Origin of the sequence: Vibrio sp. OPT18 (assembly GCF_015163615.1) — a bacterium.
In the GTDB taxonomy this organism is placed as follows: domain Bacteria; phylum Pseudomonadota; class Gammaproteobacteria; order Enterobacterales; family Vibrionaceae; genus Vibrio; species Vibrio coralliirubri.
On the sequence record NZ_JADDYK010000015.1, the window covers coordinates 42254 to 58036 of the forward strand.

Below are 15783 nucleotides of genomic sequence, written 5' to 3' on the forward strand. Positions count from 1 at the left end.
ATCATTCATTCCGCCCAAAAGCAGTCATTAATGACGGCGCAGTACTTTTATCGTCAGTAGTTACACAATGCGGGAAGCTTTAACAGCTAAAACAGTCGCTTAGGCTCACCAAAGTAGTAACCCTGCAGATAATCAACACCCATTTGCTCTGCTATCTCACAAACTTGTTGGTTATGGACAAATTCAGCGACCGTTTTGGCATTGAACACTTGGCACAAACGAACCAACTGAGAAGCGATATTTCTTTGTTTTTGGTCTTTGTCGATATTACGAATCAAGCTACCGTCGAGCTTAATGATCTGCGGCTCTAGCTTGATGATTTCATCAATATTGGAATAACCAGAGCCAAAGTCATCAACAATGATTCTCGCTCCGAGAGCGCGGAAGTGATCACACACCTCAATCATGAGGCCATAATCTTTAATCTGTTCTGACTCTAAAACCTCTAAACCAAGTCGAGTAGGATCGTTCATGCCACTGATCGCAGCCTCAAGAACCTCGAGCGTCTTGTCGCTCAACAAATCTTGTGGGGATAGATTGATAGAAAATGAGCTCTGCTTATCCGCCATATAGCTAATAGTACTCTTAATCATGTGTCGACTAAGGCGCGTGTAAAGATGGGTATCAGCAATGATAGGTAAGAACTTTCCTGGTGGCACAATGGTACCGTCCGACTCCATGATTCTGACCAAACACTCTTGGCCAATCATTTCGTGCGTACCCGATTCCACAATCGGCTGTGAATAGGTGATGATGTTCTGATCTAAAATCGCACGGCTGACACAGCTCAACCAACCGAGTTGCTCTTTGCGGTCCTCTTCGCTCACCTGAATGTCTTTGGCATTGGTGATATGGGTATTGTTACGTACTCCATAGCGTCGAGCTTCGATCGCTTTCAATAAGATCTGGTCACCGCTGTCGGTTAAAAAATCACAACGACTAGCAAAGCCGCCACACAGAGAAACTGACAGGTAATCAATATCAGCCAAACCATACGGCTCAAAATTTATGTGTTCGATGTCATCGGCGAACTCAACGAAACCTTCTTTTATTTTCGTACTACCAACACTAGCATTGAAAATAATCGCCCACTCTCCAACACCAATACTGAACAGCTCAACCTTCACGCGAGGCTCTTTGACGACACGAAGCTGCAATCGCTCGATAAAGTGATTGGACAGATCAAGCAGTAGCTGATCACCCACTTGATAGCCGTATTTTTCGTTAACTTGATGGAAATTCGTGAGCTTTAACGTGAGTAAGTGTTCACTAAACAGAATCGTATTGAGGCGTTCTTTCAATACGATACGGTTCGGCAAACCAGTACGCGAGTCAATGCGATAGCTTTCGGTTAAGCGACGCGCTTGTTGATGGAGTTTCTTTTCCATCTGAGTATTCATACTGTCAAGATCAGCGACTGCATTTCTGACAAGGTTAAGCAATGGCGACACGGTTGAGCCACACTGAAAGTCTTGACAATGAAACTCTTTAATCTCGTCAGACTCGCGCATAGCGATATAAGTCAGGCTATGGTGCAGTATCTCTTGGCGGTCTTCATTACGGTATAGCTCCCCCATGCAGTAGGCACCACATGTATTCACTATCCCTTCAAATGGCTTGAGCTCAAGTTTACTGTCGATAAACTCAAGTCGAGATACACAGTTATAGATGATCACCGATTCAGGCTGATGCATGGCTAGCATCTCGGCCCCGTGGCGTACCTTTTCTGCAGTGAGAGATGGGTGGTTATAACAAAACTGCGCCTCTTCACCGACATGCCAAGGGCTATCAAACTCGATACTGCCATCATCATTAATACGCAGCGGCGTCGAGATCCCCTTCTTTCTGCCAAGTTCTCGATAAAGCGGAAAGCTCATCAACTGGCTAAAAGGAAGGTCTTTGCCATCCGCAAGGTAATGTTTGAATACTTCGATAGCCGACTTGTCATTCAACGCGTATAAGCGATTTCCAACGGCATGTGTGACTCGTAGCTTCATCCCAATCGGGTTCCACTCAGAGTACGCGTCCGACCAAACCTTCAATTCTGGGTTAGTCAGAGCCACAGCAACACAGGCGTGCTGGTAGGTTTGCTCGTTATACATAACCCAACGGCCAAATTCATTCTCATGACACAGTCCACCAGCAATCGGTAATGCGTAAGGCAAATTCTCAAAAGCGCTATAGATAGGGTAATCACGCCCTTCAACCTGATCGCACAAGCTGATGACCGTTTTTGTGTCTTCTGTAAGGTGCAGTTGAAACGCTAAGTCTTGGCTATCTTGATTTGGATTGCCGGTAAAAGGCTGGACCGAAGAGGTTAGATGGGTTTCGTTGAACTCACTAACGATGACTAAGGTGCATGCACTTTCAAGGCAATTGTCACAGATAACATGACGAGCACTCTGACCAATTAGCGTCGCATTGCTTAAACGATTGAGGGCAACACTCGCGATTTGACGAGCTAGATCTGAAGATTGAGCTGAGAAAATTTGAATAAGGTACTGTTTGCTGTCACACCATTCTCGCTGATCAAATTGAGCTCTAAATAACGCCTCAGTATTTGCGAGAAATGTAAATGTTTGCATGCCAACCCTTGTTCAAAATCGAGTGAAGTAACAACCCGCAACCACTGCTATGACTGAAATGAATCGATAAAAAGTAGTCGCCAATTATCCTAGCCTAATCAGGCTTTTATAGGCGACCAATGTAACAATTCACTATCATAAATGCGACACAATAAGCTTGTTGAGCCATTAAATTAGTCGCATAAGATCGCTAAGTTGGTCTATTTCAACATCAGGGAGCACGCTCGCCTTCGGGGAGCGGTATAAATTGGAACCAGTGTCATTAAACCAACACGCTTGGAAGCCATTTTGCTTGGCTCCACAGACATCCGTTTTGAGGTGGTCACCAACATGAAGAATATTCTCAGCGTCGCAATCTAGGTGTTGCTGAGCTTTTTCAAACATATCTGGATAGGGTTTTGCTCTGCCATCAGGGCCAGCTTTAAGGATTAATTGAAAATACTGCCCTAAGCCAATTTTGTGTGGGTCGACATTGCCATTGGTAATCGCAACCAGAGGAATACGTTGGCTAAGCTCAGTCATCACTCGATGTGTTTCTTGAGGAACGTCAACTTGATTGCGCAGCCATAAGGCATGCTCAATGCCCTCTCGAGCCGCTTGCTCTGCTTGCTGCAGAGAGTAACCCAATTGCAGCAAACCACTCTTAATCTGAGTTTCACGCCACACGGTGACATCATGTTTCAAAGCTGGGTTTTTAGAGGCGACTTGCTGCTTAATGCCCTGCCACTCTTCAAGCGATAAAGAAGCCGACACTGGGTGCTTTTGATAAAGCCACTGTGCCATCTCTTTCTCAACCTTCATGATCACAGGCCAGTTGTCGTACAGGGTGTCATCCAAGTCAAAGGTCATGGCTTTGATGGGCTTTAAGCCTCGATAAATTCGCATAGTAAACCCTTTAATCTAATCTTTGTTCTTCTTACGAGCTCTCGGATGAGCCTGATCATAAGCTTGTGCTAAGTGTTGGAAATCTAAGTGGGTATACACTTGGGTCGTCGAGATATTTTCATGACCAAGCAACTCTTGCACAGCACGAAGGTTTTGACTCGACTCCAGCATATGCGTTGCAAAGGAGTGACGCAGTTTATGCGGGCTGATATGGCTCGCGACAGATTGCTTCTTGCCCCACTCTTCCATGCGCTTTTGCACGCTGCGGTGAGAGATACGAGTCCCGAGCTTAGAGACAAACAGCGCGCTTTCACCCGGTGAAGCCAATTCACCACGAACTTTGAGCCATTTATCGACCCACTCTTTTGCTAAACCAGAAAAAGGCGCTTTGCGTTCTTTGTCGCCTTTACCAATCACTCGGATTTCGCCTTGTCGACCCAACACATCTTTCAGATTGATACCGACCAGTTCTGCCAGTCGTAATCCAGCACCATACATCACCTCCATCATCGCTCGGTCACGAATCGACAATGGATCGTCCTCATTCACATCAAGCAGTTGACCCACTTCATCAACATCGAGGTTTTTAGGCAAAGGGCGTTGTTTGCGAGGTGCTGAGACACCTTTAGCTGGATTGGCGGTCATTTCGCCACGTAACACAAGGAAATCAAAGAAGCTGCGCAATGACGATAAGCGCGTTGCAATGCTGCTCGCCTTCATTCCCTCACGCATGCCTTTGCTGGCAAGTTGTCTGACCCACGCCGCATCGACTTGACCCCAATCCTTTAGCCCGAGCGTGACTAAATGACCGGCCATGGTTTCAAGTTGTTGTTTGTAATTACGTTGGGTGTGTAGGCTGAGTCCCTTCTCGCTTCTGAGATATTCATAGAAGCGAGAAAGTGGCTTTTGAAGGCTGTTAGGAAGAGGTATTTTGGGCTCTAGGCTCATTATTTATCTGCCAAGGTAAGGTGTCCGCCAAATGAGCGACAACAAGTGCTAAATGGCGTAAAAAGAGCGTATCCATATGGGGTTGGAAATGTCCGCCATCTTCACTAGAAAAGGCGAGTAACCCCAATGGAGACTGCTTAGCAAGCGGTAGTACTACATAAGAGCCTAGCTCTGGAACTGGATAATCACCAAACAAATCGTGTCTGTCGGCTTTTCTCAAGCGTCCAAGATAAGCATCTTTACCGTTGAAGTGGTTAAGCGAAAACTTAGAGTAACCCTCAGCACTCAACTGATAAAAGCCCGATTGCGAAAGAATTCGAACATGAGCTTTAAGCCCAAGATCTAACGTTTTTTGTTCAACGGCTTTTATCACCTGCATAAAGTCACTGCATTTCAGCACTTGCGCTTGCAGACCCATAAACTCATAGAAGGTTTTATCGTTATTTGCCGCCAACGACATCAAGCCAGTGATCTCTTCTTCAAGCTCTTCGATTCGATGACGCTGGCGTTTAAGCTGAACCTCAACCAGAGAAACAGCGCCCTGCTCAACGTTATTGATAGCAAGGCGATCAACCAAATCTTTTCGGTCTTGGAAAAAATCTGGGTTATCACGTAAATATTCCGCGACCACTTCTGCGGTGAGTGCGTCGGCTTCAACGTAAGACAAAACCTATCCTTTATTTTTATGAATCTATTTGTTTTGGGTTGTTATTAGCAAGAAAGTTGACCATCAAACACATGCGTTGCAGGGCCAGTCATAAACAGAGGTTTACCCGGGCCTTGCCAGCTAATGTGTAAGTCACCGCCTGGTAGACGAACCTTCACATTCTCAGCCAGTAAGCCTTGAGTGATACCCACTGCAACTGCGCCACACGCTCCGCTGCCACATGCCTGAGTTTCACCCGCACCGCGCTCGTAAACACGCAAGCGAACTTCTTCACGGTTAACTACCTGCATAAAGCCAGCATTAACACGCTCAGGGAAACGTTCGTGTGATTCAAGTAGCGGGCCTAAGGTGTCCACATCAGCCGTGTCGACGTCATCAACCACAGTCACCACATGTGGGTTACCCATGCTTACCGCACCACAGAATAATGTGTGTACATCCGTTCTTAGGATATACGTCTTCTCTGGCTGCTTGGCCTTGAATGGAATCTTACCGGGTTCGAACTCAGGAATGCCCATGTTCACGGTGATCAGGTCATTCTCTTCAATCTTGAGAACCATTTTACCTTTCTTGGTGCTGACGTTGATGCTGTACTTATTCGTTAAACCTTTCATGCGAACGAATCGTGCAAAACAACGCGCACCATTGCCACACTGCTCCACTTCACTGCCATCTGCATTGAATATGCGGTAATGGAAATCAGTTTCTGGATCATAGGGAGCCTCAACCACAAGTAGCTGATCAAAGCCCACGCCAGTGTGACGATCCGCCAAACGACGGATCAAATCTGGAGAAAAGAAAATATTTTGAGTAATGCAGTCCACGACCATGAAATCATTGCCCAAACCATGCATTTTAGAAAAGTGGAAGTGCATAACGCTTAAAATTACTCCGGAAGAATGTTTTCAAGTTCCCACAGACTCGTAAGCTCTTCACGCTGACGAACCAAGTGAGTTTTATCGCCATCCACCATCACTTCAGCCGCACGCGAACGAGTGTTGTAGTTAGATGACATCGCGAAGCCATAAGCACCCGCTGAACGAACTGCTAGCAGATCACCTTCTTCAAGAACAAGGTCACGATCTTTACCTAGGAAATCGCCTGTCTCACAGATTGGGCCAACCAAATCGTAAGTCACAGCTTCACCCTGACGAGGGCTAACAGGAACAATATCCTGCCAAGCTTGATAAAGTGCTGGGCGCATTAGGTCGTTCATTGCTGCATCGATGATGGCAAAGTTCTTGTGCTCTGTTGGCTTGAGAAACTCGACTTTCGTTAATAATACACCAGCGTTAGCAGCAATCGCTCTTCCAGGCTCGAAAATCAGCTCTAGATCAGAATGATTGTCTAGGCGAGCCAATAAGGCTTTCGCGTAGTCAGAAGGCTGTGGTGGTAATTCATCACGATAAACCACACCCAAGCCGCCACCAACATCAAGGTGTTTGATGTTGATACCGTTAGCACGTAGCTGGTCGATCAGCGCAAGTAGGCGATCGGTTGCATCGATGAAAGGTTCGATATCCGTTAGTTGAGAACCAATGTGGCAATCAATACCATGGATAGACAAGTTATCGAGTGTTTTTGCAAACTCATAAACGGCAGGAGCACGGTCGAAAGCAATACCAAACTTGTTATCACGCAGACCAGTAGAGATATAAGGGTGAGTGTTGGCATCAACGTCTGGGTTGATACGCAGTGAAATCGGCGCTTTAACACCAAGCTCACCAGCCACTTTATTCAGTCGCTCTAGTTCTGGCTCAGACTCTACGTTGAAACACTTAATGTTCAACTCAAGCGCACGCTTCATTTCAGCGGCTGTTTTACCGACACCAGAGAATACAACTTTTGCTGGGTCGCCACCGGCAGCAACCACACGCTCTAGCTCACCGCCAGAAACGATATCGAAACCAGAGCCCAAGCGAGCCAAAGTATTCAACACGCCAAGGTTCGAGTTAGCTTTAACGGCATAACACACCAAGTGCGGATGCTCACCAACCGATGAGTCAAACGCATTCCAGTGGCGTTCTAATGTTGCACGAGAATATACATACAGCGGCGTACCATATTGCTCTGCTAGTTGTGAAAGTGCGACGTCCTCAGCCCAAAGCTGGCCATCTTCCTGATAGTTGAAGTAATCCAAAGTTCTTATCCCTTATAAATAACGATTTCTGCGTGTTTTCACTTATTGTGATTGTTCGGTTTGCTGAACTTCATCAGGATCGTACAAAGGACCCGTTTGACCACAACCAGAAAGTCCAATAACGGACAGCATAAATAGAGCAGTAATTAATTTTTTCATTTTGCATATCGTGATTATTAACTCAATGCCCCCTATAATCGCACCACACTCAGGAAAAGCAATAGGATAGAAAGGATGAACGAGACTGAATTTCATCAGCTGGTCGATATACAGATGCAAAACATCGAAGAAGCTATCGATGAATCAGAGGCAGATATTGATTACGAAGTGACTGGTAACGTGATGACGCTGGAGTTTGAGAACCGCAGCCAAATCATCATTAACCGCCAAGAACCAATGAAAGAAATCTGGTTAGCGTCTAAATCTGGTGGCTTTCACTTCAAGCTAGTTGACGACAAGTGGACATGTTCAAAGACGGGCATGGAGCTGTTTGAGATGGTTAAAGAAGAATGCGTGAAGCACGCAGGTGAAGCGATCGATTGGGTCTAATCATTTGTAAGAAAAACTAAAAAGGAGTGAATCAATCACTCCTTTTTCAATATCAATCAGTCTTAGTAAGACTAGATGTTAACTATCTTTGAGCTCCGAGAAGCTAAAGTTGCATCGTTACGATAAGGCACAACGTAGGAATTGCCTTCTTCAGGATGAACGATTTGGTAGTACTGAGGTAGATTAAAGTTAATCAACTTAGACGACATCTTCGACTCATCTTTTACCGACGTGTAGAAAGAATTCACGCTCGCGATCATCTCATCTTTTTCACCGCTGTACTGGTGATACACCTCAACTTGGTTCGACTCGTCCAATACATAAATATTGAAGCCTTTGTCGGTATCTTCGAAGAAGAACTGAATCAAACCCTCACTCGCAAAACCATCAACCACTTCTGGTAGCTGATACTCTTGCTCTTTGTCGAGCATCAGTAAAGGTGAGCCCTTGAGCTTATTGGTTGAAATGCTACGGTAGAAATCGACCGAGTTTTCCAACATCTGTACCGACACACCACGACGTTCGAAGAACAGACCAAACATCTTATTAGCTAAACGAATAGCCTTAAAGCGGCGGCGCTTCTCGGGTTCAATCGGTTTCAATCGTAAATCGATACACTCAGCAAGCAGTTGATACACCATGTTACGCATCACACCACGCAGGTTTTTGCTGTAACAGAACACATCAACCGACTCTGGTGGCAGCGCATCTTGGTGCATTTTGCCAAGTACCGTCTTCAGCGCATCCAGCATTGCCGTATCACCTTGGAAATGCAGCGTACGTACTTCATGCCAAGAGTTACGATAAACCAAATCGACACTGCCGACTAAGCTCTTACCTTCTTCACCAAAGCTGAAGATATCCGCATTTTTGAGATCCACTTTTAATGAACGACCACTTAACTCAGACGTCGGATCATTTTCAAAGTTAATGAACATCGCCAACTGGCTTATCTCACACGGGCTCGCCAGTGCTTGCATACTCGGGCGACGCTTACGCAAAGAAAACGTATTACGCAGGTCGCTCACCATTTGATAGAACTTATCGATATCAATGTGAGCGTCACGAACCACAGAGTGCAAACGCGTCGACTCGGTAATCAAGCCATTAAAAAACGACCATGCTACCAACTTACTCAAGTACTCATGGTGTTCAAGAGAAGGCTGGCCAAGAATGCGGTGTGCAACCAGTGGCTGCTTATACAAGTACCAACCGGCTTTATTCGACTGACCCTGACGAACTTCGATGAAGCTCAAGTCTGGTTCATGCAGATCCGGAGAGATTTGCGGGTTCAATAGCGTCACTTTGCCCGGCAAGACCTCAAACGCAGCGTAAAGCTTACGTGCCAAGATACTGATATCTTGTGGGCTGATTGCCGAAGTGATGTCGTTACGACGCGCAAATTGAATCAGATTACGGTAGCTCAACATCAAGGCATCAAGCAGTGCATGGTGCACCACTTTAACCTGCTCAACCTTCCAGTTACGGCGGTTATCGAGCTCAGCAATGGTTTCATGTCCCCAATTCCAAGACTTAGTCATCTCAGTTAGGGCTTCACGACGCCACGCAACAGAACCAATGCCCGCATCTCGTGACAACTTCTCGTGGGTCTTAAGGTAGAAACAGCGTCTCACCAAGTCCAATCGAGTGTGGTCGTTAATACGTTCTAGGTAGCGCGTTACCTTCTCAAGCATCAGATAGTAGCTATCCATGCCATACAGATCCGGTTCATCCGCGAAGAAGCGACGCTTGGTATCAATACTCAGAAGTTGGGTGTTTGGGTATTCCCATGAATAGGCCTCTAACAGGATCGCCTTCAAAACCGATTTATACGGGGAGTCGATACTCTTATAGAGCTGCCACAGGTTTGAACCAAAGTACTCTTCAGCGGGAATGCGATTCAGCTTGCCGAAATCGATCCACTGCGAGCAATCAAGATAGCCATCCTGACACAAACCTTGAACATACTCGTCGTAACACTCTTCCATTTCTGGCGGAATGATTTGCCACAACAAACGCTGACCAGCCAAACGAACCGCAGAGCGATAGAACTCATCAAGCAGTAATAAGTGCTGTGAAGAACCACAGTTATCGCCGGTCATCTCTTCCGAATGGTTCGAACGGAAACGCTCTTCATCCATCAAGAAAAAGTTCGCTTCTACTCCCAAGGTTTCAGCCCAATCGGTAATCAAGAGACACTTGTTGGTTAGGCTATCGCGAGATGCGCCATCCATATCTGGGGAAACACACACCCAGATATCAAGATCACTTGAAGTGCTTTGACCAATAGAAGAAGTACTGCCCATGGTGTACAAGCCAAGGATTGCAGGTTCATCCGCCTCGGTGAGTTTGCCACCAAGCGTTAATTCGGTATCAGAGACAAATTGCTTTTGGAATTCATTAAGCGTGAAGCTACGAATTCCAAAAGGAACTTGTTGGTCATAATAACCAGGCATCATCGGGTGATTGAAGTGAAGCAGTGCGGGAATAAGGTTGAATACTCGCTGGCCTTGCACATTCATCAACGCCAACGCACGATCAATGCGCTGCTGATTTAGATTGTCTAATCGTTGAATCAAAGTTTGAGTGTAAGCCTGCAAGGTAAGTCCTTGGTTTGAGGTTAAGTGCAGTTCTGTTTAGTTACTGAACGAAAGGAGCAACAAAACGTGATCAATTTAACACTTTTACCCTTAATGGTAAAGCAAAGGAACCCGTCATACTGGTCAATTCCTTGATGACAGAAAGTTAAACTCACGGCGCCGTAGTGTCCTCTTTATTGACTATTTCTAATAATAGCCCATGTTTCAAATGAGATACCAATCACACTATTTTGGTGAACTCATGAAAATCTCTCAGCTATCAAAGTATGGAATGATCAAACAGTAAGAATTCTCGCCTCATAATGGTAGGATTAGGCTATTACAGAACCTATATCGGAAACACCATGACAAATTCAGCACCAATCCGTATCGCGACCAGAAAAAGCCCTCTTGCCCTTTGGCAGGCATACTTTGTAAGGGATGCACTGCAAGCTGCTCACCCTGGTTTAGAGGTTGAGTTGGTAACTATGGTGACCAAAGGTGACATCATCCTCGACACTCCGCTTGCTAAAGTGGGTGGTAAAGGACTGTTCGTTAAAGAACTTGAAGTAGCAATGCTAGAAGGTCGTGCTGACCTAGCCGTTCACTCAATGAAAGATGTACCTGTCGACTTCCCCGAAGGTCTAGGTCTGGTAACGATTTGTGAGCGTGAAGATCCGCGTGATGCCTTCGTATCAAACACTTACAACAATATCGACGAACTCCCACAAGGTGCTGTCGTGGGTACATGCAGCCTGCGTCGCCAATGCCAACTGTTAGAATACCGCCCTGACCTCATCATCAAAGAGCTACGCGGCAACGTTGGTACTCGTCTAGGTAAACTCGATGATGGTCAATACGATGCAATCGTACTGGCTGCTGCAGGCCTTAAGCGTTTAGAGCTAGAAGAACGTATTCGTAGCTTCATCGAACCAGAACAGTCTCTACCGGCTGTCGGCCAAGGTGCCGTTGGTATTGAGTGCCGCCTAGACGATGAACGTCTAATCAAACTTCTTGAGCCGCTGAATCACAAAGACACGGCTGATCGCGTACTTTGCGAGCGTGCAATGAACCTTACTCTAGAAGGCGGTTGCCAGGTGCCTATCGGTAGCTATTCTCTATTAGATGGCGACAACATCTGGCTACGTGCATTAGTTGGTGAACCGGACGGTTCTAAGATGGTTCGTGGTGAGATCTCTGGTCCTCGTAAAGATGCAGAAGCGCTTGGCGTGACTCTGGCAAATCAATTGCTGGATGATGGTGCAAGAGAAATCTTAACCAAGCTCTACGCTGACCAAGAATAATCATGACAGTGTTGGTGACTCGTCCCGGTTCTGAGGGACAATCGCTTTGCCAACAACTAGCGGATGAAGGTATTCAAGCAATCCATCATCCGCTGATTCGTATCGTGGATAATCCAAACTCTGCGGATTTAAGCACCCAGCTTAATAACAGCGATATCATTATTGCAGTCAGTCACCACGCCGTGACGGCTACCCAAAACATCCTTTCGAAAACCTCATCCATTTGGCCCACTTCGCCGCTTTATCTTGGCGTTGGTCAAAAAACTGCGCACGTTTTAAGCAAAGTCTGTAAACAAAAAGTAAACTACCCTCAAGTTAGTGATAGTGAACATCTTCTTAAACTTACTGAACTTAATGGCGTAGAAAATAAGTCCATTTTGATACTACGTGGTAATGGTGGGCGTGAGCTCATTAGAGATTCTCTACTCAATCGAGGTGCACAAGTCTCTTATTGTGAGACCTACCGTAGAGAATATATTCCCATTAACGATCACAATATCTATCAAACATGGATAAACAAAAAAACGTCCAAAGTTGTCATCACTAGTCAGGAACAATTGGAGTATCTCTGCTCAATTACCCCTGATGAGTATTTGGCTTGGCTTTCAACGAGACAACTATTTGTCCCAAGCCAGCGCATAGTAGAACGAGCACAACAACTCGGTTTCTCGAACGTGACCAATACTCAAAGTGCTACGAACCAAATATTACTGGCTGCTCTCCGGCCCTAGCTAGAAACAGGAAATAAGCATGACAAGCAAAAAAAATAATGAGCATATTGAACCTGAAAAGAAACAAGACACTCAGCCAGTAGTTGTTGAAAACGAAAAAGCTGAATCTACAGAGACAAAACAGCCTGAAAAAAAACTTGATGCCTCTGCGTCAAATACGGTTCAAAGTGAACAGCCTCAAGCTGAGCATAAAGAGCAAATCGAGAAAGCAGAAAAGCAAGGTAAGCGCGGTGTCAAACTAGGCGCTATTGCGATCGCTATCTCTATTATTTTCAGTGGCGGTATCGCATTTCAAATGCAGCAAAAGAGCGCTGAGTACTCAACTCAAATCGCTGCTCTTCAAACACAACTGCAAAATACCCAATCTGCAGTAAATAAAGACCTGCAAACCATCAAGCAAGAGACTATCCAAGAAGCTTCTCACGCAGTGGAGAAAACTCAGGTCGTACAATCCCAGCAACAAAAGAGTATTCAAAGCCTGCAGTTAGCAGTAGCTGACGTGAAAGGTCGTCGCCCGAATGACTGGTTGCTTGCTGAAGCCGATTACCTAGTAAAACTAGCAGGTCGTAAACTATTCCTTGAGCATGATGCCGTTAGCGCAACCAAACTAATGGAAAGCGCCGATCAACGTATCGCAGCACTAAATGACCCAAGCTTAGTATCACTGCGCCAATCAATGACCAATGATATTACTAAGCTTCGTACTATCCCTCTTATCGACCGCGATGGCTTAGTTTTGCGCATCACGAGCCTACAACAGCAAGTCGATACGCTACCGCTTGCCAATGCAATTCTTCCAGAAGCTGCAGTTGTTGAGAAAAAAGCGGTATCGCAAGATATCAATGATTGGCAGAACAACCTGATGACGTCGATGAAAGACTTCTCAGAAAACTTCATCACATTCCGCAGTCGTGATGGCGAAGTTATCCCTCTACTATCACCAGAACAGCACTTCTACCTACGTGAAAACATCAAAGGTAAATTAGAAACCGCGATTCGCGCCGTCTACAAAGAACAAGGTGAACTCTATAGCGCAGCTCTTAATACAGCTAGCGAATGGTCGAAAGCGTACCTAAACCAAGATAACAACTCAGTGATTGAATTTGAGAAAGCGATTAAACAGTTAAGTGAACAGAACATCTCTGTGAAATACCCTGTAAAGCTTGAGTCTCAAAATGAGTTGTCAGATGTAATACATGAGCGCCTACGTCGTGAAGTCACCGTTATGACCACGGAGGAAAAATAATGATTCGTTGGATTTTTCTTTTTCTCGTTCTAGGTGCTGGGCTAATTGTTGGTACTCAGTTCTCTGGTCAACAAGGATACGTTTTGATCTCAATTGCGAATAAGACCATTGAGATGAGCGTGACTACACTGGTTATCTTTGTCATTGCTCTTCTAGCGGCTCTATTCGGCTTAGAGTACCTATTTAAAAAGCTTATGTACGCAAGCTCGACAACTTGGAACTGGTTCAGTGTTCGTAAATTGAAACGCTCTCGTCGTTATACTAATGAAGGCATCATCAAGCTGCTTGAAGGTGACTGGAAAGGCGCTGAGAAGAAGGTAACACGTTGGGCTAACCATCACGACATGCCTCTACTTTGTTATTTAGTCGCTTCTCAAGCGGCGCACGAACAAGGTAATACGAGTGAGCGTGATAAGTACATCGAGCTTGCTAGCCAACAGGACGACTCTCTACTGGCGGTTGAGCTAACAAAAGCCAAACAGCAAATCAGTGAGTCAAACTACGAAGCTGCATTCGATACGCTTTCTACTTTAAAAGGCACATACCCTAATAACACTGCTGTACTTGGCCTGTTAAAAGCCACTTACTTGCAACTGAAGTTATGGCAGCCATTGCTAGAGTTAACGCCTAAATTAGTTAAGAACAAGCTTCTAACAGCTGATGAGCAACGTGAATTAGAACAGAAAGCACAATGTGGATTACTTCATGATGTAGCTCAACAACAAGGTAGCGAAGGTTTAATCAGCCATTGGAACAAGCTTTCAAGAAAGCAGAAACAAAGTTCGCACCTTGTATCTTGCTTTGTGAAGCAACTTATCGCGCGTAAAGCTGATTCAGAAGCCTTCACTGTGATCAAAGAGAACATTGCAAAGAGTGGGTCAAATGAACTCTACATGTTGCTTCCAGAGCTGAACCTAGCCGATCACCACCCAGTAGTGGTTATGCTAGAACGTGCAATCAGTAAAGACAGTGGTAATGCAGAAGCACACAGCGCGCTGGCTCAGTTCTACTTAAGAGAGCAGAAGTGGGCGGAAGCACAAAGCCACTTTGAGAAAGCCCTAGCACTTCGTTCAAATGTTTCAGATTACGGATACCTATCTGACGCACTAGAGAAGCAAAACTTAACGAAAGCAGCGCACGAGGTTTCTCGTAAAGCGCTCGCTCTAGTTCAACCCGCTTAAGTCTAAGCGATGCAAACTAAGCCGATGTCTAGCATCGGCTTTTTTGTATCTGTTACTTACCCCTAGGTAACTTCTACAATACCTATAAACCAAACGCCTCAAACCCTTACCCATCCAATGACACGAAACCAACTGATAATGAAATTGCTCAATCGAGCCTCTCAAACAGGCGGAGAACGACTTTAATTATGTCTGTACGTAGTTTTACCATTCTTATAAACAAGCCCATAGAAGAGACTCAGGGGGAGTCATAGAGAAAAGTGACACCTTTAAGCCCAAGAGTAAATGAATCTCACCTTGAGAGAAGGCGTTTAAAGAGATTTACCCGCCGACAGATACCCACTTTAAATCACACTGAATTTGCTACTAATATTCCAACTATAAACGCTAAAACAGGGAAGCTCCTCGTAGCTGCTCTGTTAGTCACTTCTTTGAAGTAGAAGGGAACAAATGTTTTCAAACCAACAAAATCTTATTACTAAAAACGAGGCATCTTTATCAGCCAGTTCAAATTAGTAGGAAGTAAACCTGTCTGAGACGCTCTGGAAAAGTTAATCATCGAATCAATAGCCACAAATATAAACTTACGTAATCAAGCGCTGTTAGAGAGAGCAGAGCTTGATAATAAATGTCGGAATATCAGAGCTCGAGATCAACGAACGGAGAACGCTTCTACAAAACTCGAAGACGAATACTAAACTCAGATACTGGAAACGACGAAAGCCTAGTCGTCAGACTAGGCTTTCTGATATGTACCGGAATAACATGAAGAGCAGGGGCTCAGTGTCTTTACAGCCCCCATATAACCTGTAAGCAAAGCACTTTTCTTCAAATGTAAAAAAGCCCTGCTATTGCTAGCAGGGCTTCTCTAATAAGTGGCGGAGTGGACGGGACTCGAACCCGCGACCCCCGGCGTGACAGGCCGGTATTCTAACCAACTGAACTACCACTCCGCAGTGGAATACTTG

13 protein-coding genes and 1 tRNA gene are annotated in these 15783 nt (G+C 45.3%); 5 read left to right on the forward strand and 9 right to left on the reverse strand.

Going from position 1 to position 15783, the window contains the following annotated elements; all coding sequences use genetic code 11:
- Nucleotides 1-86: 86 nt before the first annotated feature.
- The 7 genes from IQQ51_RS01375 to lptM form a co-directional block, all read right to left on the reverse strand.
- Nucleotides 87-2585 carry an EAL domain-containing protein gene (locus IQQ51_RS01375; RefSeq protein WP_193840166.1) on the reverse strand — a complete coding sequence of 833 codons (2499 nt, stop codon included), beginning with the start codon at nucleotides 2583-2585 and terminating at the stop codon, nucleotides 87-89.
- 168 nt (nucleotides 2586-2753) lie between these two features.
- Nucleotides 2754-3470 carry a 5-amino-6-(5-phospho-D-ribitylamino)uracil phosphatase YigB gene (gene yigB, locus IQQ51_RS01380; protein WP_193840167.1) on the reverse strand — a complete coding sequence of 239 codons (717 nt, stop codon included), beginning with the start codon at nucleotides 3468-3470 and terminating at the stop codon, nucleotides 2754-2756.
- Between the two features lie 15 nt (nucleotides 3471-3485).
- A complete protein-coding gene (gene xerC / locus IQQ51_RS01385) occupies nucleotides 3486-4418 on the reverse strand; it encodes a tyrosine recombinase XerC (protein ID WP_193840168.1) in 933 nt (310 codons plus the stop codon).
- The gene (locus IQQ51_RS01390) at nucleotides 4387-5085 is read right to left on the reverse strand and encodes a DUF484 family protein (RefSeq protein WP_193840169.1); all 699 of its coding nucleotides are present in this window, start codon (nucleotides 5083-5085) and stop codon (nucleotides 4387-4389) included. The genes xerC and IQQ51_RS01390 overlap by 32 nt, the downstream gene beginning before the upstream one ends.
- Nucleotides 5086-5129: 44 nt before the next feature.
- Nucleotides 5130-5960 (reverse strand): diaminopimelate epimerase, encoded by an 831-nt coding sequence (gene dapF, locus IQQ51_RS01395; protein ID WP_017061013.1) that lies wholly within the window; start codon nucleotides 5958-5960, stop codon nucleotides 5130-5132.
- Nucleotides 5961-5971: 11 nt separating this feature from the next.
- On the reverse strand, nucleotides 5972-7225 hold the full coding sequence (lysA, locus tag IQQ51_RS01400) for a diaminopimelate decarboxylase (RefSeq protein WP_017061012.1): 1254 nt from the start codon (nucleotides 7223-7225) through the stop codon (nucleotides 5972-5974).
- A gap of 42 nt (nucleotides 7226-7267) precedes the next feature.
- Nucleotides 7268-7384: an LPS translocon maturation chaperone LptM gene (gene lptM / locus IQQ51_RS27940; RefSeq protein ID WP_063524726.1), complete on the reverse strand. Its 117-nt coding sequence runs from the start codon at nucleotides 7382-7384 to the stop codon at nucleotides 7268-7270.
- Nucleotides 7385-7459: 75 nt separating this feature from the next.
- Between lptM and cyaY the strand changes: the two genes are divergently transcribed.
- Nucleotides 7460-7774 carry an iron donor protein CyaY gene (cyaY, locus tag IQQ51_RS01410; protein ID WP_017061010.1) on the forward strand — a complete coding sequence of 105 codons (315 nt, stop codon included), beginning with the start codon at nucleotides 7460-7462 and terminating at the stop codon, nucleotides 7772-7774.
- 71 nt (nucleotides 7775-7845) lie between these two features.
- Here the strand turns inward: cyaY and IQQ51_RS01415 are convergent, their stop codons facing one another.
- Nucleotides 7846-10374, reverse strand: coding sequence for a class I adenylate cyclase (locus IQQ51_RS01415; protein ID WP_172380870.1), 2529 nt, complete (start codon nucleotides 10372-10374; stop codon nucleotides 7846-7848).
- Between the two features lie 344 nt (nucleotides 10375-10718).
- Between IQQ51_RS01415 and hemC the strand changes: the two genes are divergently transcribed.
- From hemC to IQQ51_RS01435, 4 genes are read left to right on the forward strand one after another with little or no spacing between them, the layout of a single operon-like run.
- A complete protein-coding gene (hemC, locus tag IQQ51_RS01420; RefSeq protein ID WP_048610790.1) occupies nucleotides 10719-11657 on the forward strand; it encodes a hydroxymethylbilane synthase in 939 nt (312 codons plus the stop codon).
- A 2-nt stretch (nucleotides 11658-11659) separates the two neighbouring features.
- Nucleotides 11660-12388 (forward strand): uroporphyrinogen-III synthase, encoded by a 729-nt coding sequence (locus IQQ51_RS01425; protein ID WP_061039999.1) that lies wholly within the window; start codon nucleotides 11660-11662, stop codon nucleotides 12386-12388.
- A gap of 19 nt (nucleotides 12389-12407) precedes the next feature.
- Nucleotides 12408-13634: a uroporphyrinogen-III C-methyltransferase gene (locus IQQ51_RS01430; protein WP_061039998.1), complete on the forward strand. Its 1227-nt coding sequence runs from the start codon at nucleotides 12408-12410 to the stop codon at nucleotides 13632-13634.
- Complete coding sequence (locus IQQ51_RS01435; protein WP_017063752.1) at nucleotides 13634-14815, forward strand: heme biosynthesis protein HemY; 1182 nt, start codon at nucleotides 13634-13636, stop codon at nucleotides 14813-14815. The genes IQQ51_RS01430 and IQQ51_RS01435 overlap by 1 nt, the downstream gene beginning before the upstream one ends.
- 876 nt (nucleotides 14816-15691) lie before the next feature.
- On the opposite strand, the gene IQQ51_RS01440 is transcribed toward IQQ51_RS01435, so the two are convergent.
- A tRNA-Asp gene (locus tag IQQ51_RS01440) sits at nucleotides 15692-15768 on the reverse strand.
- Nucleotides 15769-15783: the final 15 nt, after the last annotated feature.